Annotated in this window: 16 protein-coding genes and 1 other RNA gene; 7 read left to right on the forward strand and 10 right to left on the reverse strand. The window is 57.4% G+C overall.

The window, feature by feature from the left end; translation table 11 throughout:
• Nucleotides 1-12 precede the first annotated feature (12 nt).
• The 4 genes from sS8_RS25965 to sS8_RS25985 all read left to right on the forward strand — a co-directional run bounded on the left by sS8_RS25965 (nt 13) and on the right by sS8_RS25985 (nt 6,332).
• Nucleotides 13-792: a reverse transcriptase domain-containing protein gene (locus sS8_RS25965; protein ID WP_119632295.1), complete on the forward strand. Its 780-nt coding sequence runs from the start codon at nt 13-15 to the stop codon at nt 790-792.
• A gap of 331 nt (nt 793-1,123) precedes the next feature.
• Entirely contained in the window at nt 1,124-3,205 is a 2,082-nt protein-coding gene (locus sS8_RS25975) for a glucoamylase family protein (protein WP_145986687.1), read from the forward strand.
• A gap of 76 nt (nt 3,206-3,281) precedes the next feature.
• Nucleotides 3,282-4,373 (forward strand): ABC transporter ATP-binding protein, encoded by a 1,092-nt coding sequence (locus sS8_RS25980; protein WP_119632298.1) that lies wholly within the window; start codon nt 3,282-3,284, stop codon nt 4,371-4,373.
• Nucleotides 4,374-4,592: 219 nt separating this feature from the next.
• Nucleotides 4,593-6,332, forward strand: a complete 1,740-nt coding sequence (locus sS8_RS25985; protein WP_119632299.1) for a cation:proton antiporter — start codon at nt 4,593-4,595, stop codon at nt 6,330-6,332.
• A gap of 306 nt (nt 6,333-6,638) precedes the next feature.
• Here the strand turns inward: sS8_RS25985 and sS8_RS25990 are convergent, their stop codons facing one another.
• A complete protein-coding gene (locus tag sS8_RS25990) occupies nt 6,639-7,562 on the reverse strand; it encodes a 5'-nucleotidase (protein ID WP_408631156.1) in 924 nt (307 codons plus the stop codon).
• A gap of 51 nt (nt 7,563-7,613) precedes the next feature.
• Here sS8_RS25990 and sS8_RS25995 point away from each other — a divergent pair, with 51 nt between their 5' ends.
• On the forward strand, nt 7,614-8,261 hold the full coding sequence (locus tag sS8_RS25995; protein WP_232020446.1) for a hypothetical protein: 648 nt from the start codon (nt 7,614-7,616) through the stop codon (nt 8,259-8,261).
• A gap of 113 nt (nt 8,262-8,374) precedes the next feature.
• On the opposite strand, the gene sS8_RS26000 is transcribed toward sS8_RS25995, so the two are convergent.
• From sS8_RS26000 to mfd, 7 genes are all read right to left on the reverse strand, one after another.
• Nucleotides 8,375-8,719, reverse strand: a complete 345-nt coding sequence (locus tag sS8_RS26000; RefSeq protein WP_119632302.1) for a histidine triad nucleotide-binding protein — start codon at nt 8,717-8,719, stop codon at nt 8,375-8,377.
• Nucleotides 8,720-8,825: 106 nt separating this feature from the next.
• On the reverse strand, nt 8,826-9,422 hold the full coding sequence (gene recR, locus sS8_RS26005; protein WP_119632303.1) for a recombination mediator RecR: 597 nt from the start codon (nt 9,420-9,422) through the stop codon (nt 8,826-8,828).
• Between the two features lie 37 nt (nt 9,423-9,459).
• Entirely contained in the window at nt 9,460-9,783 is a 324-nt protein-coding gene (locus sS8_RS26010; RefSeq protein ID WP_119632304.1) for a YbaB/EbfC family nucleoid-associated protein, read from the reverse strand.
• A 12-nt stretch (nt 9,784-9,795) separates the two neighbouring features.
• Nucleotides 9,796-11,430, reverse strand: coding sequence for a DNA polymerase III subunit gamma/tau (gene dnaX, locus sS8_RS26015; protein WP_119632305.1), 1,635 nt, complete (start codon nt 11,428-11,430; stop codon nt 9,796-9,798).
• Nucleotides 11,431-11,480: 50 nt separating this feature from the next.
• Nucleotides 11,481-11,577: signal recognition particle sRNA small type (gene ffs, locus sS8_RS26020), an RNA gene on the reverse strand.
• A 106-nt stretch (nt 11,578-11,683) separates the two neighbouring features.
• Complete coding sequence (locus tag sS8_RS26025; protein WP_119632306.1) at nt 11,684-12,694, reverse strand: DUF475 domain-containing protein; 1,011 nt, start codon at nt 12,692-12,694, stop codon at nt 11,684-11,686.
• A gap of 93 nt (nt 12,695-12,787) precedes the next feature.
• A complete protein-coding gene (gene mfd, locus sS8_RS26030) occupies nt 12,788-16,270 on the reverse strand; it encodes a transcription-repair coupling factor (protein ID WP_119633023.1) in 3,483 nt (1,160 codons plus the stop codon).
• Between the two features lie 206 nt (nt 16,271-16,476).
• Here mfd and sS8_RS26035 point away from each other — a divergent pair, with 206 nt between their 5' ends.
• Nucleotides 16,477-16,800 (forward strand): H-NS histone family protein, encoded by a 324-nt coding sequence (locus sS8_RS26035; protein WP_119632307.1) that lies wholly within the window; start codon nt 16,477-16,479, stop codon nt 16,798-16,800.
• Between the two features lie 139 nt (nt 16,801-16,939).
• On the opposite strand, the gene sS8_RS26040 is transcribed toward sS8_RS26035, so the two are convergent.
• The gene (locus sS8_RS26040) at nt 16,940-17,830 is read right to left on the reverse strand and encodes a carbon-nitrogen hydrolase (protein WP_119632308.1); all 891 of its coding nucleotides are present in this window, start codon (nt 17,828-17,830) and stop codon (nt 16,940-16,942) included.
• 1 nt (nt 17,831) lies between these two features.
• Nucleotides 17,832-18,881, reverse strand: coding sequence for an agmatine deiminase family protein (locus tag sS8_RS26045; RefSeq protein WP_170161272.1), 1,050 nt, complete (start codon nt 18,879-18,881; stop codon nt 17,832-17,834).
• A gap of 212 nt (nt 18,882-19,093) precedes the next feature.
• On the opposite strand from sS8_RS26045, the gene sS8_RS26050 reads away from it, so the two are divergent.
• Nucleotides 19,094-21,334, forward strand: a complete 2,241-nt coding sequence (locus sS8_RS26050; protein ID WP_408631157.1) for a heavy metal translocating P-type ATPase — start codon at nt 19,094-19,096, stop codon at nt 21,332-21,334.
• Nucleotides 21,335-21,401 lie beyond the last annotated feature (67 nt).

Here is a 21,401-nt window from a genome sequence, read left to right on the forward strand (position 1 = left end):
CTCAAAAAAGAAATGTTGAGCCTGCGGATCGACGACCGGGCTTTTCTCAACCTCATCCGTAAATGGCTGAAGGCGGGCATACTGGACACCGACGGGCAGGTACTGCACCCGGTGACCGGGACCCCGCAAGGCGGCATCGTGTCGCCGATACGGGCCAACGTCTACTTGCACTATGCCTTGGATCTTTGGTTCGAGCGCAGGGTCAAGCCACGTTGCGGCGGTCAGGTCATTCTCATCCGCTACGCGGATGACTTTGTCTGCGCCTTCCAGTATCCGCATGATGCCGAGCGGTTCTACCGAGTGCTGCCGAAGCGCCTGCATAAGTTTGGGTTGCAGGTGGCCCCGGAGAAGACCCGCATCCTCCGTTTCAGCCGCTTTCACCCCGGACTCCCTCGCCGCTTCGCGTTCCTTGGCTTCGAGCTGTACTGGCGCCTGGACTGGCGAGGTGAGCTGCGGGTCATGAAGCGCACGGCGCGAAAGAAACTGCAAAGCGCCAAGCGACGGATGAAAGAGTGGATCAGGGCCAACCGCCACCTACGCGGTCGCCAGTTTGTACTGGAGCTGAACCGTAAGTTGGTGGGACACTACAACGACTTCGGGCTGCGGAGCAATGAGCAGTCGCTGAACAGTTTCTACACCGGGACGATTCAGTGTGCCTTCAAGTGGCTCAATCGTCGGGGTGGGAAGCGGAGCAGCTTTAACTGGGCTCAGTTCAGCGCAGCGCTGGAGAAGTTAAAGGTGGCTTTGCCCCGGACAACCGAGAGGCGGCGCGAGCCTGTGGCCTTTGTATAACAACGCGCTCGTCGCGAAGGCGAGTACAACCGAGGAACCGGATGCGGGAAAACCGCACGTCCGGGTCTGTGCGGGGGGGCGCCCGGTAACGGGCGTTCCTACCGCGAGAGTATCCAATAAAGAAGAGCCGCCAATATCCGATCGAATTTATTTGTGTGCTTGTGTAATGCTTCGGAATTGGCATACAAGAAAGGCAACGGACCATTTTCCAACATGCGGATCCAGGATCTTGGAAGGGAGAGTGCTTGAGCAACATTGAGAACATCCAGTCGGTGGACAAACTCGAATCCGAGCCTGCCCTCGGCTAAGACGAAGAGGGGCGGGCGGAGATGTGAACCTGATCAACCCACTGTTATTGATGATCGCCTTGGGTATGATGGCTCCTTCGGTTGAAGGAAGCGATCTGGCACTGAGCGACGAACCGGTATTGAAAAAACTGGCCCTGGCGGATTTCGACGGGAACACGGATGATGCCGTGTTGTTAGGCGAATGGAAGGCCATTGCGAAGCGCTGGCCGGGCAGTGTTGCGTTTCGGCTGGATCCGGGTTCATCGAGCGCTGCGCCCGGACGGTCCCTTCGCGTTGATTATGCGCTGCCACCGTCGGACGATTCCGTGGACCTCCCGGAAACCAGAGGCGAATTCGCCGCATCGCTCGCTTTGAGGGGTCTGGATGCGGCGGACTATGATCATCTGAGCTTCCGGGTGAAGGGTGATCCGGCCGAGGGCTTCAATCCCGAGTTCGAAGTGCAGTTTCACGGTACGGAACCGGCCGGGAGCGGGATGAAGGAAGTCGGCAATTTCATGGTCAGCGGCATTACCGATCAGTGGAAACGGGTCGTCGTGCCCTTGAATTACATGATCGGTATCAGGAATTGGAAGCAGTTGTCCGCTTTCGTCATCAGTTTTCCGCCGCGCGAGATGGGCGTTCACAAGGGAGCCTATTGGGTCGACGATATCGCCCTGATCAAGACCGGCAAACCCGGTCCCGGCACCGGCGATCCGGTTGTCGCCGAAAAGAAGAAGGCTTGGGAGGACGCTTTGGGCGGCGAAGCGGCGGCGCGCCCCAAGTTGCGGGAGCGACTCGCCGGTTGGCCCGCTTCCCCCTTGGTCGACGGAAAAACGCTGCCTTGCGATGAGCGCGAATTTCTGTCTCGGATTGCCCACGATACCTGGCGAGGCCTCGACGCCCTGATTGACAAGCCGCACGGTTTGCCGCTTGATCGGGTTCACTTCGGCAAGGGCTCGGTCAATCTCTCCGATTCGAAAATCGGCGATTACACCAGCGTGACCAACATCGGATTTTACTTTCTCGCCGTGGTATCCGCTCACGAACTCGGATTCATTACTCGGGAATTGGCTCTCAAGCGGCTAGCGGCGACGCTCGCGACCCTGGAGTCTCTGGAAACCTACCGGGGCTTTTATTTCAACTACTACAACACCACGACCCTGGAGCGCACCAGCAATTTCATTTCTTTCGTGGATTCGGCCTGGCTGACGGCGGGGCTCATGGTCGCGCGGCAGACGTTCCCGGAACTTGCGTACCGCTGTACCCGGCTGATCGAACACCAGAACTACGGCTTTTTTTACGATGCGGGTCACAAGCTCATGTCCCATGGGTATTATATGAATATGGCGCTGCGCTCGAGCATCCATTACGGGCTGTTTTACACCGAATCCCGCATAGGCAGCCTGATTGCCATCGGCAAGGGCGACGTCCCGGAGGAGCATTGGTTCCGCATGGCGCGCACCCTGCCGGCGGAATTCCGCTGGCAATCGCTTCCGCCTCTGGATCGTACGGAGAGGAGCGAGAATGGTTTTCGCTGGATCGGAGGTTATTATCAGTGGCGCGAGTACCGTTATGTACCTTCCTGGGGCGGGAGCCTGTTCGAGGCACTGATGCCCTCCCTGGTGCTGGATGAATCCCGGCACGCGCCAGCCAGCCTCGGCTATAACGGCAAGGTCCATACCGATATCCAGCGGGTCTACGCGCTGAAATCGCTTGGTTATCCGGTATGGGGCATGTCGCCCAGTTCCGTGCCGGGCGGTGATCGCTATGCCGAGTACGGGGTAAAGGTTCTCGGTGCCACGGGCTACGGCGGTGGTGGGGTGACCCCCCACGCGGCGGTCCTGGCCGTGCTCACGGAACCTTCGGAAGCCGTGGCCAATTTGCGTAAACTGATCGAACTTTATCCGATCTACGGCGATTTCGGGTTCTACGACGCGGTGAACCCTGTCACGGGCGAAGTGGCGTACAACTATTTATGTTTGAACCAGGCGATGATACTCGTCGCACTCGCGAATCATTTGGCCGATCATGCGGTTCAGAAGCGTTTCGCGGCCGATCCGATCATACAGCGGGCTTTACCCCTGATCGGCTTCGAAAAGTTCGTCGATGACGAGCCGCAAGCATGACGGCAAGGCGTATCCGGACTTTTGATGGCGGTGACGCGTACTGGGCTGTCGGTCCTCCGTTTTAGGCGTGTCAAGGATGGCGAGCGTTGAATTGGAACACGTAGATAAGATCTATCCCAACGGCCATCGGGCCGTCTCCGATCTCAGCCTTCGCGTCGAAGACGGTGAGCTGATGGTTTTCGTAGGCCCGTCGGGTTGCGGCAAATCCACTTTGCTGAGACTCCTTGCGGGACTTGAGGAAATCACGGCCGGCGTCATTCGTATCGGCGACCGCGTGGCGAACGAGCTCAGCCCGCAGCAGCGGAATATCGCCATGGTGTTCCAGGACTATGCCTTGTATCCGACCATGACGGTGCGGGGCAATCTCGAATTTCCCCTGAAGATGCGGAAGCTCTCGAAAGATGAAATCAGGCGCCGGGTAAGCTGGGCCGCGGACATGCTCGGATTGGGGGAGGTTATGGATAGGCTGCCCAAGCAGCTTTCGGGTGGGCAGCGTCAGCGCGTCGCCATGGGCCGGGCGCTGGTAAGGGAGCCGACGGTATTTCTGCTCGACGAACCGCTGTCGAACCTGGATGCGAAGCTGCGCATCCAGGTGCGGGCGGAAATCGGCGATTTGCAGCGGCGCACGGGCGCGACCATGATTTATGTCACCCACGACCAGGTGGAAGCAATGACCTTGGGGCAGCGTATCGCCGTGCTCGACCAGGGCCGCATTCAGCAAGTGGCTGATCCCAAGGATCTATACGAACATCCGGCGAATGCCTTCGTTGCGGGATTTATAGGCAATCCGCCGATGAATTTGTTTACCGCGGAGCTGCGAAAGGACCTCGACGGACGTTTGCAGCTCAGGGCCGGCGGACACGCTCTGCTGGTATTGCCGGACGGGCGCGCGGCGAGCCTTCGCGACCGCGGCTTGCCGGTCACCGCGGGGTTTCGTCCGGAAGCCGCGCGCCTGGCGGAAGAGGGCGGAAGCGGCTTCCCAGCGGTCGTGGTCAATGCGGAATACCTGGGCCACGAGACTTTGCTTCACTTTCGACCCGGACGCCCCGGCGATCGATTGCCGGAAGCGCCGGTCTGGACCGCGAGATTGCCGGGCCTAAACCTCTTTTCGAAGAACGAGGCCGTACGCTTGACGGTATCGCCGGATCGGATTTACTTGTTCGACTAGCTGAACGAACCGGATAAACTCCGGTCGGAGTTTTATTCGCCGTCGGCTCTAACCATTTGTCCGGCCCGTAAACACCTTCCCGTTATCCGGGCCGCCGCCTACTCCGGCGGTACGCATTCGGCCCTGGCTTACGCAGCGTGTCGCCGCGGCGGATTAACCCGGCCCAAATCCATCCGGCCGGGTTAACGAACCGGCTGCCATGACGAGGCCGGGGGGATCATGATCGACTGGAAACAACCGGCATTCTTCCTCGAATTACTGGTCATTCTGACCAGTTCGCTGGTCAGTGTCGTCATTTTTCGGCGTCTTCGCATTCCCGACATACTGGCTTACCTGTTCGCCGGTGCCGTGATAGGGCCCTATGCGCTGGGTCTGGTGAAAGACGACGCCAACATCCGCTTATTCTCCGATCTGGGCGTCACTTTCCTGCTATTCGATCTAGGACTCGAATTCTCTCTGCCCCGGCTGCTTGCGATGCGCCGGTCGGTGCTCGGACTCGGGATATTGCAGCTGACTTTCACCATTGCCGTATTGTCCGGCGCCCTGATCGGGTTCGGAGGCTACTCCTCCATCGCCTCTTTGGTCATCGCCGGGGCGCTGACGGTGTCTTCTACCGCGATCATCGCGCGGGAACTGCACGAACTGAAGCTGATCAATCGCCACTATGCGCGGTTGTCCCTCAGCGTTTCGATTCTTCAGGATCTCGCTGCGGTAGTGCTCCTGATACTGATTCCGACGCTCGGTGCCGCTTCCGATCAGGCGGTTTATCGGCAAATCGCGTGGACCATAGGGTCGACTCTGTTTCTCGGAGGCCTGCTCCTGGGTGTGGCGCGCTGGGTATTGCCACGCGTTTTCTACGAGATCACCAAGATGCAGTCGGAAGAAATCTTCGTGCTGACGACTCTGGTGATCGTATTGCTTTCGGGCTGGCTGATGAGTGCATTCGGCCTGTCCATGGCGCTCGGAGCGTTCATCATCGGAGTCATGCTGGGCGAGAGCGAATTCCGACATCAGGTCGAGGTGAGCATTCGGCCGTTCCGGGATATCCTGATGGGGCTGTTTTTCGCAAGCCTTGGCATGAAGCTCGACGTCGGGCTATTGAGCGGCGAATGGTCCCTGCTCCTGATCGGCACAGCCCTGGTGGTGCTGGGCAAATGGGCAATGACGGTCGTTTCGGCCCTGATCATCGGGGAGTCCTTCAGGACTGCCTGCAAGTCCGGGTTGTTGCTGGCCCAGGTGAGCGAGTTCGGCTTCGCCCTCATTGCCCTGGCCACTCAAGTGGGCATACTCGCAGCGGATACCAGTTCGCGGGTCCTCCTGATTGCCTGGGCCACGATGGTCGCGAGTCCATTGTTGATCCGCTACAACTTCGAAATCAGTGAAGCGCTGGCAGGAGTGGCGGGACGGCGGGTTTCGGCGCGGGACAACGAACGCGACCAGATCCCGGTGGACTTGAGCGATCACGTGATTCTCGCCGGTTACGGCAGGGTCGGGCAGATGATCGGGAAATTCCTGAGGACCAACGGGGTTCCGTTCATCGCGATGGACATCGACAGCGAACAGGTCAAGAAAGGGCGCAAGGAAGGCGAGTTGGTGATTTACGGGAGCTGTGACCGGATCGAATTGCTCGAACGCTGCCACATCGCCCAAGCGCGTCTGGCGATTCTAACCTTCAAATCGCTCAAGGAGGCTCAGCGAGTGGTTTCGAAAATCCGCTCGTCGGGTTATGTGCTGCCAATCATCGTCAGGACCCAGCATCACACCGACTATACCGGCTTGATCATGGCCGGCGCCAACCATGTGGTGCCCGAGATGTTCGAAGCCAGCCTGCTGATCGCGGCGGAAGTTCTGACCATGCTGGGTTTCTCGAAAGCCGAGGTCGAAGATCAGATCGATACCGAGCGGAAGCGGCATCGGCATTTGAGGTGGACCAGCGCCAGGAATCGCGAGGCCTTGTAAAAGGCTGCGGAGCGTCCGGAACCGCTCCAGGCGCTTACGAGCAGTCAAGAAAGTAAAGCCACAGGAGCCCCCATCTCCCTCTGGGACAAATCGGCAGGGCGAGGCGCAACGCGACGAGCGGGCAGACCAGGGATGGGCTGCCCCGGACTCGCGAGAGAAGCGGGACAGCCTCGCGTGGCGAGGCCGATTTGCACGCGTGAGCGTCGCTTGCGGCTCCGCACAGGGAATGTGCGGAGTGATTGGGTTGGGGTAAGGGCGATTCGAATGGGGCTTGACTTTCTTTACGCACAGTAAAATCTGCGGGCGCTAACGATTGGCAATGCCGTGCGGGACGTGGCCCGTGGCGACGTGAAGGCAGGCGGATTCGCAATGGCCCTTCTGGTCGTCGAAAAAAATGTCCGCGCCGAACGCGCGCAGGAACGGGCCTTTGTCCATGCCGCCCAGGAACAATGCTTCGTCGATGCGAATATTCCAGGCGCGCAAGGTGCGGACCACCCGTTCGTGCGCGGGGGCGGCCCGGGCCGTCACCAGCGCGGTCCGGATCGGCGATTGATCGGGGCCGAACAAGGTCTGAATCTGGTGGAGCGCGGCCAGAAACGCCTTGAACGGTCCGCCGGACAGCGGATTTCGCGCTTCGGTGATTTCGTTTTCGGTGAACGCCTGCAAGCCGTCGGAGCGGTAGATACGCTCCGATTCGTCGGAAAACAGGACGGCATCGCCGTCGAAGGCGATTCTCAGTTGCTCGGATTCGTTCGACGACTTGCTGGACGACATGATGGTCGCCGCCGCGTACCCGGCATCCAAAGCCTTGGCCACATCCTCGGCATTGGCGGAGAGAAATAGGTGGGCACCGAAAGCCGCGATGTAATTGAACGGAGACTGGCCGCTGGTAAAGGCCGCGCGGCTGATATCCAGCTGGTGATGCCGAATCGAGTTGAATACCCGGAGTCCGGTATCGGCGCTATTGCGCGACAGTAAGATGACCTCGACCATGGAGGCTGGCAAGACCCGGTTCAATGCCAAAAGCTTTTTGACCAGCGAAAAGGCCACGCCCGGAGCCAATAGGCTGTCTTCGTGTTCGACTTGATACCGGCAGAAGGCTTCTTTCCCTTCCTGTTCGAAAACGGCGTGGGACTCATCCAGGTCGAATAGGGCTCTGGACGAGATCGCCACCACCAGTTTCTTGTCCTGCCGGGTACTCTTTGCCGTAAGATCGGGCAGATTGCTCACGCGCTCAGGAATCCATCAGAAAGGCACTTCATAACGCTAATGCGGGCACTAATGACCGTCTCGCAGGTCTTAGCAGCAGTTTTGCGGCCGAAAGTTCGGCCCGGCCTCAAAGGCTGCGAAAAAATGCCCCGGATAGGCGAACAATATATACATTTTTTTCCCACTGCCGCAAAATCTGTCCTCCTTTTTGGAACGTGCCGAGATTCATTCAATAGACAATCAACTGAAACTATAACTAAAGCGTCAGCCATGAAAGACTTATTCCGTAGCAAGTATTCACTCCTATTCTTGATTCTCTTCATCATTCTGCTTTATGTCATTCTCGAAAAAGCAATTCTTCCCTTCGTGATGAACGTGGTCGAATCGGATGTGTTCTTTGAGGAAGAAACGGAAGCGGAACTATTGGGAAATGTGAGGAACGAACGCACCGATTTCGCGCTGATGCACTGCAAAAACTCTATGAAAGAGGAAGAGATAGTGCCCGAAGACGCGGATTTCCTGGACGGCAAATATGATGCCTGGGCTCTGGGCAATCGGACTTACATCATTCGCTCGGGCGTCAGAATGATCGACCCTGAGAAAGGGCAGGTGGAAAGGAAATTCGCCTGTAAAATTCGTTTGGTCGAGAACGATCCGACAGATTTCAAGAATTGGTCGATTCTCGGCATCGATTTCCACGGGGACGACGAGGAGGAATAAGCGACCTCCGGATGTTTAGGTGTTTACGGGACATCCATCGGGACGGATTAAAGATCCGGCACACGAATGCGGGATCTTTAATCCGGGCTTGGAGCGATCCGCCGGTGTCGGAATCAGCCCGGCGGCCAGCTCATCGGCCGTCCGCCGAGGACATGGAGATGCAGATGATAGACCTCCTGGCCTGAATCGCCCCGGCAATTGATGACGGTTCGAAAGCCCGTTTCCGCGATGCCCTCGGAGTGGGCGACCTTCCTGACCGCTTGCAGCAACTCGTGAGGCAAGGCCGAATCCGATTCGGACAAGTCGTCGAGAGTCGGAATATGGCGCTTCGGTATGACCAGCACATGAACCGGAGCGCGCGGACGGATATCCCGGAACGCTAGCACATGATCGTTCTCGTACACCACCGCAGGCTTGATCTCGCCGGCGACCATCTTGCAAAACAGACAATCCGTCATCGTTTCCTCCGCTGGGTTGAATTTGAAAACGGCAATGGTAAGGTCGATCGGCCGAAATCCATAGGGCTTTTCGGCTTGGTCCGGCAGTCAACTGCCGTTGCCGAATTTAATAATCTTTGCGGCCGTTGAAGGAGTGTGCCAAGGTGGCGCCGTCGACATATTCCAGTTCTCCGCCGAAAGGAACGCCGTAAGCGATGCGGGTAGTCCGAATCCCGTTCTGCCGCGCCAGCTCGCTGATGTAATGAGCTGTGGCCTCGCCTTCCACCGTGGTATTGGTGGCCAGGATGATTTCCTTGACTTCGCCCGATGCCAAACGCTGTTCCAACAAATCGAGCCGCAATTCGTTCGGGCCGATGCCGTCGAGCGGTGATAGCCTCCCGTTGAGTACGAAAAAAACTCCCTTGAACCCGGTCGCCTGATCGATGGCATAGACCTCGGCAGGGGTTTCCACAACACACAACTGGGTTCTGTCCCGGCCGGGATTGGCACAGATCCGACACAGTTCGCCTTCGGTCAAGGTTCGGCATTGGATGCAGTGCCCGATTTTTTCGAGGGCCGCCAGCAGCGACTCGGCGAGATTCCGAGCGCCTCGGCGGTCGCGCTGAAGCAGGTGGAACGTCATCCGCTGGGCGGATTTCGGTCCTACGCCCGGCAAACAGCGCAAGGCTTGCATCAACTGGGACAAAGCCCCGGTTTTGGGCATGAGCGATGGGGACGGTCAGGTGTAAGGACTGGCGTCTTCAAAATGGCAGCTTGAATCCGGCGGGCAACTCGATGCCGCCTGTCAAAGCGGACATTTTTTCCTGTTTGAGGCGATTGACCCGGTTTACGGCATCATTCACGGCGGCAGCGACCAGGTCCTCCAACATGTCGCGATCGTCTTTTACCAGACTTTCGTCGATGCTGACCTTTTTGACTTCCTTCTTGCCATTCATGACGACTCTGACCAGTCCGCCGCCCGATTCGCCCTGAATTTCCATGGCGGCTAATTCTTCTTGGGCCTTTTGCAGGTTTTCCTGCATTTTTTGGGCCTGCTGCATGAGATTTGCGAGCGGGTTTTTCATGGGAAATCTCCGTCAGTCTAGGGGTTTGGTGGAACCTGGGACGATACGGGCGTCGAAACGCTCTTTCAGTGCCCTGATGTTTTCGTCTTGCTCTATTTCGATTTCCGCGGTCCGCTGGCGTTCCTCTTTCTCGCGCTGAATCCGCAAGGCGGGCGTTTCCTGTCCGGGCGTTTCCAGCTTAATCGTCAGCTTCAAGGGGCTTTTAAAATAATCCCTGAGGGCCTTTTCCAGGTTGGCTTCCACCCGACTGACGCGAAGATGGCCATGTTGCGGATCGAGAGCCAGGATACAGGATTTTTCGTCCAGGTCTTGCAGAATGCAATTGTTTGCCAATTCGCGGGTGAGTCCGGCCAAGCCCATCGCATGGATCAGTCCGTGCCAGTCGCGGGTTGCTCCGGTTCGGGGCGTGGGGGCCGGTTCGATGTCCGCCCGAATTGGTGCAGGTTTGGGCTCGGCCCTGATTGGTGCGGAGACGGGATTAGGTTCGACCGAACGGGCCATTTTCGGCGATTCGGCTTTCTTCGGAGGCGTTGCGCCGACGGTATGCTGTATGTCCACCGATTTCGCCGCCGGACGGAAGGCCAGCATGCGCAGCATCACCATTTCGAAGCCCGAGCGAGGATCCGGTGCGAGCGGTAAATCCCGTTGGCCGATCAGGCCGATCTGATAAAAAAGCTGCAAATCCTCCGCGCTGATCCGGTGCGCGAGGTCCAGTATCCGGTCCGCGTCGTCTTCACGCTTGATCGCTTCGGGCACCCATTGAGCAAGCGACGCGTGGTGCAGGATGATCAATATTTGTTGAAGAACGTCCGCGAAATTCGGTGCATGCTCAGCCATCTGCTCGATATGCTGCAACAGCGCCGGAGCATCGTTCCCGGCCAGTGCCGACAGCAGTTCAAAGACCGGATGCCTTGCCACGGTGCCCAGCATGGCGCTGACTTCCGCTTCCCTGAGGCGACCGCCGCCGTGGACGATGGACTGATCGAGAAGGCTGAGCCCGTCGCGCATGGAACCTTCGGCAGCGCGGGCGAGCAGCTTTACTGCGTTGGCCTCGAATTCGACTTCCTCGCGTCGCAGGATTTCTTCCATCTGGCTTCGGATCTGATCCGGTGTCAGCCGCTTCAAATTGAATTGCAGACACCGGGATAGTACCGTGACCGGAATTTTTTGCGGATCGGTCGTGGCTAGCAGGAATTTGATGTGTGGCGGCGGCTCTTCCAGCGTTTTGAGCAGGGCATTGAAGCTATGCCCCGACAGCATGTGTACTTCGTCGATCAGGTAGACCTTGTACCGTCCCTGGCTGGGTGCATATTGCACGTTTTCGAGCAGATCGCGGGTGTCTTCGACCTTGGTGCGGGAAGCGGCGTCGACTTCGATCAGGTCGACAAAGCGGCCTTCATCCACTTCCCGGCAGACAACACACTCGCCGCATGGGTCGTAGGTCTTTCGATCCTCGCAATTGAGCGCCTTGGCCAGAATCCGCGCGATGGTGGTCTTGCCGACGCCGCGGGTGCCGGTGAAGAGGTAGGCATGATGCATCCGGTCGAATTCGAGGGCGTGGGTCAATGCCCGGACTACATGTTCCTGGCCGACGATTTGGCTAAAAGTGCGGGGACGCCATTTCCGGGCTAGGGCCTGATACGGCATTGAGGGTTTGTGCACGCTATCGACCGGGATGAGTGAATTAGGGCGGCAAGCCGCGCCAGCCACACCTCGGCACACGAATCCGCTGCTACCGCTGCTCCCTTCCGGGCCTGACGGGGTTTGCAGAGTATCGCTGCGAGGGGACCAACGCGACTCGCCATTGAACTCGGCGACCCAGCCCGGTGCTCGGGCTGGGCTAAAGAAGCGTTATTATCGTCGATTAAGAGCACGGCTTCAAGGCTATATGTCGTTTGTTTCAAGCGGCTTTGCGGCGCAGCAGTTTCCGCTTGTGGCGAATCGATGACAGCAGGGACAACAGAATAAACCCCATACCGGTCAATCCGGTCAGCAATTCGGACACTTCGACCACCATGCTGGCCAGCATCAGCAGGGCCAAGGCACCTATGGCGTAGTGGGCGCCATGTTCCAGGAACAGATATTGATCCAGGGTGCGCTTTTGAACCAGAAAGATCGTCAAACTGCGAACGAACATCGCGCCTATGGCCAGCCCCAGCATGATGATCACGACGTCTTTCGACAATGCGAAAGCCCCGATGACACCGTCGAACGAGAAAGAAAGGTCCAGTATTTCCAAATAAAGAAACGATATGAAACCGGCCTTGTGCACGGTGGTTTCGGCGGATTTGGGGTTTTCGAACAGCGCGGAGAGACTTTTTACCAACACGAATAGAATGACGCCGGCCAACCCGGCGATGAGGGCGTCCAGGCGCTGGTCCAGCGGAAGGTAGTTTTGGGCCGTCAAAAGAAAAGTGAGCGCAGTGATGACCTCGATGGACTCCAGTTTACCCAGGCGCGCCAATCGGCGTTCGACCCAGCCCAGCCAATGCAGGGTCCGTTCCGACTCGAACAGGAAGCTGAAAAATACGAGCAATAGGTACATGCCGCCGAAAGCGGAAATCTGTATATGAGCGGACGTGATATGACGCGCATACTCGTCGCTCTCCCGAAAAGCCATAATAACCACATCCTGCAGGCTGTGCCCGGTGATGACGGCGACGATCAGGATGGGCAGCAGAAAACGGGCGCCGAATACGGCGATGACCATGCCCCAGGTGAGGAAACGCCTCTGCCAGCGGAGGCTCATTCTTTTGAGTACCGAGGCGTTGACTACGGCATTGTCGAACGAAAGGCTGACTTCCATGACGCTGAGGATACCGGCGAGGAAAAGACCGGTAAGCCCGGCCCAATAATACGCTGTCGACAAACCGATCAGTAAAACCAGGAAGGAGAAAAGGAAATACCGCACAAACGACTCCGCATTAATTAAGAATACGGCTAGAAATTTTCGATAACGGAGCGGCCCGGAGCGGTATCCCCCGGCGAGATCCGCTGAGTCGAACTAAGCTGCGAGCTGTTGCAGCAAGCTGTCGATGAAAGCGACTTTACTCTCGGGGGTATCGAAGCGAGCGAAAAATTTAAGTTTATCCGGGCCATCCAGTTTGTAGGTTTGCGGTTGGGCCTGGATCAGCCGGATGACCTTCGCCGGATCGATGGCAGGATTCGCGTTGAATATCAGGCGACCGCCGCCGGAGCCCGCTTCGATCTTGTGTACGCCCAGGGCTTCCGCTTTCAGTTTGAGTTCGGTTATTGCAAACAAGTTCTTGGTGGGCGGCGGTAAAAGGCCGAACCGGTCGATCATTTCCACTTGCAGCTTGCGCAAATCCTCTTCGCTCTTGGCATTGGCGATCCGCTTGTAAAGTACGAGGCGGGTATGGACATCCGGTAAATAAGTGTCGGGAATGAGAGCAGGGCACTGCAGGTCGATTTCGGGACCGGCCTCGTGGGGAAGTATGTCGAGACTCAGCGATTTGCCGGATTTGAGGGCCGCCACCGCCCGTTCCAGCAATTCCGTGTACAGGCTGAGGCCGATTTCCTGGATCTGACCGCTTTGTTCGCCGCCCAACAATTCGCCGGCCCCGCGGATTTCCAGGTCGTGGGAAGACAGCATGAACCCGGCTCCGAGTTCGCCCGTGGCTTCAATGGCCTCGAGCCGTTTGACCGCATCGGCGGTCATCACGGATTTCGGCGGTACCACCAGGTAAGCGTAAGCACGATGGTGCGAGCGGCCGACCCGGCCTCGGATCTGGTGCAGCTGAGCGAGTCCCAGCAAATCGGCGCGGTGGATGATAATGGTGTTTGCCGTGGGAACGTCGATTCCGCTTTCGATGATGGTGGTGCAAAGCAGCACATTGAAACGCTGATGATAGAAATCCAGCATGATCCGCTCCAGTTCCCGTTCCGCCATTTGTCCGTGGGCGATGCGGATACGGGCGGCGGGCACCAGCTTTTCCAGGTCTCGTGCCGTTTTCTCCATGGTTTCGATCTTGTTGTGCAGGAAATAGACCTGTCCACCGCGTTTGATTTCGCGGAGAATCGCTTCCTGAATCAGTGCATCGTCCCATTCGCTGACGAAAGTCTTGATGGCGTGACGGTTGGGCGGCGGGGTGGCAATGATGGAAATGTCCCGGAGCCCCGACATCGCCATGTTGAGCGTGCGCGGAATCGGCGTTGCCGTCAGAGTCAGGAAGTCCAGTTCGCTGCGCAGTTTCTTGAAATGTTCTTTTTGGGCGACGCCGAACCGGTGCTCCTCGTCGACGATCACCAGTCCCAGATTCTTGAAGCGGACATCCTTTTGCAAAATCTTGTGGGTGCCGATGAGAACGTCGACCGCCCCCTTGGACAGATCTTCGAGAAGTTGCTCCTGCTGTTTCTTGGAGACGAAGCGCGAAACCACCTCGATCCGAATCGGCCAGTCGGCGAACCGGTCCCGGAAGTTCTGAAAATGCTGTTGTGCCAGCAGGGTAGTGGGCACCAGAACCGCCACTTGTTTGCCGTTCTGTGCCGCGATAAAAGCCGCGCGCATGGCCACTTCGGTCTTGCCGAAGCCGACGTCGCCGCAGATTACCCTATCCATGGGGCGGGTCGAGGCCATGTCTTTTATGACGTCCACGATGGCGGTTTCCTGATCGGGCGTTTCCTCGAACGGAAAACCTGCCGCGAAAGCGCCGTATTCCTCGCTTACCGTTTTATAGGAATGTCCTTGCCTGGCGGCTCGCTTCGCATAAATATTCAGCAATTCCGCCGCAATATCGCGTACCCGCTCCAGCGCCTTGCGCCTGGCCTTGTGCCACTGCTCTCCGCCCAGTTTGTGCAGAGGGGCGGTTTCCGGGCCGGCGCCGCTATAGCGGCTGATCAGGTGCAGCGAGGAAACCGGGACGTAGAGCTTGTCGTTATTGGCATACTCGAGCGCGAGAAACTCTGTTTCGATTCCGCCTACCGTTAGTTTGGCAAGGCCGAGATAGCGTCCGACGCCGTGGTCCTGATGCACGACCGGCGAGCCGACATCCAATTCTTCCAGATTGCGGAAAATCTGCTCCAGATTGCGTTCGGTTCCGGATCGGCGGCGCCTTCTCTGTTGAACCTTTTCTCCGGAAAGCTGGGTTTCGGTAATGATGGCCAGCGGAGGATCGGCCAGCCATAGACCATGATCCATCGGCGCCACGACCAGACAAGGGCTGTTCTCCGCGGCAAGGAATCCTTGCCAGCTTTCGACGACCTGCGGCCTTATCGAGTGCTTTGCAAGCGTATCCAGTAGCGCTTCCCGATGTCCCGCGGTTTCGGCGACAAACAAGACCTTGCCTTCGTTCTCGGCGAGAAAAGAGGCCAGAACGGCAGCCGGCTGTTTCAGCTTAGGATCTATCGCCAGGCCGGGAAGCGGCCGGCAGCCGAAATCGATCGATTCGAATTTTTCGGCGGCGCGTGCGGAAGACGAGGTGACATAGATTCTGGGGTGAGCGGAAAGCCGTTCGGACAGGTCTCCGGGCGTGAGATACAGCAATTCCGGTGAGAGTGGGGGGCGGTCAATGTGGCCGGACCGGTGAGCGTGGCGTTTTGCGGCTTCCTGAAAAAACGCTTCGGCCGCGGCGTCCGTGGCATGGTGCAGAACGATAGTGGTTTTCTTCGGCAGATAGTCGAATAGGGTTTCGGTTTCGTCCACGAACAGCGGCAGATAGTACTCGATGCCTCCCGGTGCTATGCTTTTGCTGACGTCTTGAAATAACGGATTGTTGATGGACGTGTCGGGAAAATGTGTTCGAAAAGCACGTCTAAATCTCTTTATCGCTTCTTCGTCGAAAGGAAACTCGCGAGCCGGGAATAGGCTGATTTCCCCGACCTTCTCCAGCGACCGCTGAGTTTCCGTATCGAAAGTCCGAATCGATTCCACCTCGTCGTCGAAAAGTTCGATTCGAAAGGGAACGGTACTGCCCATCGGGAAAAGATCGATAATCGAACCCCGCACTGCAAACTCGCCGTGTTGCAGTACTTGCGAAACGCACTCATATCCGACGCTTTCCAGTCTTTGCCGGGTTTCTTCGAGATTGAGCCGGCTGCCTACCTTTAGCGCAAAGGTATTCGCCAATATATGGGAGCGCGGGGCCAGTCGTTGCATCAGGGTGGCGACCGGCGTGATCAGAATCCCGTGTTCGATGCGTGCCAATTGAGCGAATGTTTTCAGCCGCTCCGAGACGATTTCCGGAAGAGGGGAGAAAACATCGTAGGGCAGGGTTTCCCAATCGGGAAAGTGAAGTACCGATGTGCTTCCGTCGAGAAAAAACTCGATTTCATGTTCGAGCCTAAGTGCGCTATGCGTATCTTCGGTTACGATCAGATAGAGCCGCTTGTCCTGCTTTGCGGCTTGGGCCAAAGCCAGAGAATCACCACAGCCGTTAAGGTTTTGCCAGATCATGGACGGGGCGATTTCCGTCGGTACGGCCGGTGTGAAAGGCGAAATGGCTCCCAGGTGTTTTTCAGCTTGATTCATGGCTATGAACTGATGAATGTCTAATGAATAACTCGGCCGGCAGCGCATCGAAAAATTCGAGCTCTCGTCTGAATCAATGCGTCTCGCTTCTATCTAATTGTCTAGAATATGAACGATTTATTTTTTGTATTTTTTTAATATACTAATTACGTCACCACAAGATTAACCCAATCCTTGGTACATCAGTCTTATAATCGAGGTAACCTATGAAGAACAATTTAGCAGACCTTTCCGAAGCCGAACTGGCGAGCATGATCGAAAATGCCCAAAAGGCACTGAAAGAGAAGAAGGAAACCAAGCGCAAGGAAGTCATGGCCCAGATAAAGGAATTGGCTGCCTCGATCGGCGTTAATGTGGATATTACCGAGGGCACGAAAGTTTCCGGGAGAAAGGGCAGTAAAGTTCCGGTCAAATTTCAAAATCCCAATAACCTGTCTCAAAAATGGACCGGCCGCGGCATGAAACCGAAATGGCTACAGACGCTTATCGAACAAGGCCATCGTCTGGAAGACTTTGAAGTAAAGTCTTGATCGAAAGCTGATCGAGGTTCCCGGCCGGATCGCCGGGTTCCGCTGAACATTGCTAATGAGCGAAGTGGATCGAAGGGATTTCGCGCTTTTGAAATCCGGCCGTCGGTGAGTTTTGCTACCGAGTTTGTAGTGATGCTGGCTAATCCAGGTAACGTTCGGTCAATCCGGCGTAATCTTCGATCCGCCGGTCGCGCAGGTATGGCCAGATACGACGGACGTCCTCAGACCGCCGGCGGTTAATTTCGAGCACTATAACGCGCTCTTCGTTCTCATTGGCTTGACGGAGAATTTCCCCCTGGGGGCCGGCGACAAAGCTATTGCCCCAGAACATGATGCCTTTGCTTTGACCGCTGGGATCGGGTTCATGTCCGATGCGATTGCAGGAGATTACCGGTAGGCCATTGGCAACGGCGTGTGCCCGTTGAATGGTTGTCCATGCATCTAATTGCCTTTGCTGTTCCTCGGCGTCATCGTCCGGATTCCAGCCGATGGCCGTTGGATACAGCAGCAAATCGGCACCCGCCAGGGCCATCAACCGGGCCGCTTCCGGGTACCACTGATCCCAGCATACCAAAACCCCGAGTTTTCCCAGTGAAGTCGTTATGGGTTTGAAGCCCGTATCCCCGGGCGTGAAATAAAACTTCTCATAATATCCGGGATCATCGGGTATATGCATTTTTCGGTACTTGCCGGCTAAACTGCCGTCCTTTTCCAGGACAACCGCCGTATTGTGATAGAGTCCCGGAGCGCGTCGTTCGAACAGAGAACCTACAATAACCACGCCGAGCGACTTGGCAAGCGCGGCCAGCGTTTCTGTCGCTGGTCCCGGTATGGGTTCTGCCAGGTCGAAGCGGCTGCAATCTTCCGTCTGGCAGAAATAAGGGCCGAGATGGAGTTCCGGCAGTAATACCAATTCCGCACCCTCGGCCGCAGCTTCTTTCATGCCTTGAATCGATGCCTGTAAATTGACGTCCCTATCTCCGGAACCGCAGGATTGTTGTACTAAGCCTACCTTGAATGTCTGTGTCATATCAGCTTACTCGAATGGTATTCGGAAACTGCATGGTCATGCAGTGAAGGCTGCCATATTGGCGGATGAGCGGCATACAGGGAATGCCTATGATTTCTCTTCCCGGGAAAAGATCGGCCAAACCTGCAATAGCCTCGGCGTCCGACGGGTCGTCATATACCGGAACCAAAACGGCTCCGTTGATGATCAGAAAATTGGCGTAAGTCGCCGGCAATCGATCACCTTCCTCGCTGTATATCGGTCGCGGAATATTTAACGGTATCAACCGATAGGGTTGACCCGAAAAACTGGCGAAGGTTCTCAGTTGGTCCTCCATCGCATTGAATTCGCCGAACAGCGGATCGCCGGGGTCGCTGCAGGCGGTGTAGGCAATGGTATCCGGTGAACAAAAGCGGGCCAGCGTGTCGATATGGGCGTCCGTATCGTCGCCCTCGGCATGGCCGTGATCGAGCCAAAGGATACGGCTGGCGCCGAGGTCGGTTTTCAGTCGATCTTCGATCTGTTCGCGCGTGAGTTCCGGGTTGCGGTTCGGATTCAGCAGGCAGCGGCTGGTTGTCAGAATTGTGCCTTCACCGTCCGATTCCACACTGCCGCCTTCAAGGGTAAACTCAACCCTGTCCATGGGGGTATCGCCGAGCACTCCATTTGCGTGCAGGCGTTGAGCCAATCGCGCATCGTTCTCGTGCGGGTATTTTCCGCCCCAACCGTTGAAGCGAAAGTCGACGAGTTTCGCGCCCTGTCCGGTTGCAAGTGTCAATGGCGCGGTATCCCGCACCCATACGTCGTCATAGGGCAAATGAACAAAGCGAACCCGATCGAGGTCGGTTCCGTTAGATGCCAACCGTTGGTGTATGTGTCTTTGGTGGGCATTATCCCGACAGATGATAATGACCGTTTCCCGCCGAGCGATTTCGAGCGCGATCCGATCATAGGTTTCTTCAACGGCATTCAGCCATCGCTCGAAATCGCCATGAGAATACGGCCAGGCGATCAAAACTGCTGATTGTTCTGCCCATTCGGGTGTCAATACGGATAGAAGGGATGATGTCACAGTCAGAATATCGGCCCTGGAAAAACGGGTTATTCTACCGTAAAAATGTCCGTAGTAGCGGAAGCACGGCGTTTGGTATAGGTTGGGAACCGGCGTGACTCGATATTCTTAATTATATGTAGAGAGATCGGCCGACCCCTTCGGCACCCGGCAAACATTGTGCCGATGAAAGGGTATTGGATTGCAACAAGATTTTTTACATCGAGACCGTTATGACATCCATGACATCGACTTTTGACCATGAACCGAAAATCATTCGTCTATCCGTGTCCGGCATGCGTTGCGCCGGATGTGTCGAGGCCGTGGAGACCGCGCTGCGCAGGGTGCCGAATGTGTTTTCGGCCGATGTCAATTTTGCCGATCATTCGGCTTTGGTGCGCGGGGACGTGGAACCGGAGGTTCTGCGTAAGGCTGTGCAGGACGCGGGCTACGATGCGGCGGTGATGGAGGGGTTGGAAGACCCTGCCGAGCAAGAGGCTCTGGAAGCCGCCCGTTACCACGCGTTACTCAACAAGGCCGCAGTCGCCGGCGCAATCGGTGGGCCGTTGATGCTGGTGGAGCACTTCGGATTGTTTCCGATGCTGGGAGAGCCGACGGCCGGAGGTATCTGGCTGATCGTTTCCATGGTCACGGCGTGGGTTCTTTATTATTCGGGCGGGCATTTTTTCAGGGGAGCGATAAAAAGCCTGCAGCATCGGCAGGCCAATATGGATACCCTGATCGCGCTTGGCACCGGCGCCGCCTGGTTCTACTCCACCATGGCCATTTTCTTTTCCGATAGCCTGCCGATGCTGGCGCGGCACGCCTACTTCGAAGCGGCGACCATCATTCTGGCGTTCATCAACCTGGGAAGCGCCCTGGAGATGCGCGCCCGCGGCAAGACGTCGTCCGCAATCCGGCAGTTGATCGGTCTGCAGCCGCGAACGGCTCGTGTTCTGAGGGAAGGGCAGGAAATCGATATTCCCATCGCCGAAGTGGGGCTGGACGATACCCTAAGGGTCAGACCGGGCGAAAAAATTCCGGTAGATGGCGTGGTCATCGAGGGGCATTCCAGCGTGGACGAATCCATGCTCACCGGCGAGCCGATGCCGGTCGAGAAATCCGAGGGCGACGAAGTCGTCGCCGGCACGCTCAACCAGTCGGGAACGCTGCTGTTCAAGGCAACCCGGATCGGCCGCGACACGGTGCTGGCGCAAATCATCGCCAGCGTCCGCAAGGCGCAGGCGAGCAAACCGGAAATCGCCCGCCTCGTGGACCGTGTTGCTTCCGTGTTCGTGCCTGCGGTGGTGGCGGTCTCTCTGCTGACCTTCCTGGTCTGGTGGGCGGCCGGGCCGGCTCCGGCCCTGGGCTACGCCTTCGTCACGGCGATGACGGTGCTGGTAATCGCCTGTCCCTGCGCCTTGGGACTGGCCACGCCGATCTCCATCATGGTGGCTGTCGGAAAGGCTGCGCAAAAAGGCATACTCATCCGTAACGGCGACGCGCTGCAAACCGCGGGGAAGCTGACTTGCATCGTGCTCGACAAAACCGGAACGGTAACGGAAGGCAAGCCGCGGCTGGTCAGAATCGAGAGTGCTCAAGACTGGACCGAGGACCGGGTATTGCAATGGGCGGCCAGCCTGGAAACCGGGTCCGAGCACCCCCTGGCCGCGGCGATTTTGGCGTCGGCCGCCGAGAAGAACGGCACGCTCTTGCCGGTGACGGGATTTGCGGCGGTCGCGGGGCACGGGGTTTCGGGGCTCATCGAAGATCATGCCGTGCTGCTGGGCAATTTGACCTTGATGGCCGAACAGGGTATCGATTGCGGACGTTTCGCCGACCGCTTGACCGAGTTGGCCGGCGAGGGGCAGACGCCCGTCCTGTTGGCGGTCGACAGGACCGTGGTCGGCCTGCTTTCGGTGGCCGACCCGATCAAGGCCGATTCCAGGCAAGCCATAGCGAGTTTGAAGTCCTTGGGGGTGCGGGTGCTCATGGTGACCGGCGACAACGAGGTAACGGCAAAAGCCATCGCGGCGGAGGCCGGCATTGACGAGGTGCGCGCGCAGGTTCTTCCCCAGGATAAGGCTGCCGTCGTGAAAGCCTTGCAGGATACCGGAGAAATCGTGGGCATGGTCGGCGACGGCATCAACGACGCGCCGGCCCTGGCTCAATCGAATGTCGGTCTGGCGATCGGCACCGGCACCGATATCGCCATAGAAAGCGGCGATGTGGTGATCATGGGCGGATCGCTCCTGAAAGTCGCGGAAGCCATGGATCTGTCGCGAGCTACCGTGCGCAATATCAAGCAGAATCTATTCGGAGCCTTTATCTACAATACCTTGGCGATTCCGATTGCCGCCGGTTTTCTTTATCCCATCTTCGGAATTTTGCTCAATCCCATGATTGCCGGCGCGGCTATGGCGATGTCCTCGGTGACGGTAGTGAGTAATGCCAACCGATTGCGTTATTTTTGAGATATCGACTGGTGATTTGCAGAACGAAAAGTTGAACACCCGCTCGTGTCAAGACGATTGATGCGGT

This window comes from Methylocaldum marinum (assembly GCF_003584645.1).
Lineage (GTDB): Bacteria > Pseudomonadota > Gammaproteobacteria > Methylococcales > Methylococcaceae > Methylocaldum > Methylocaldum marinum.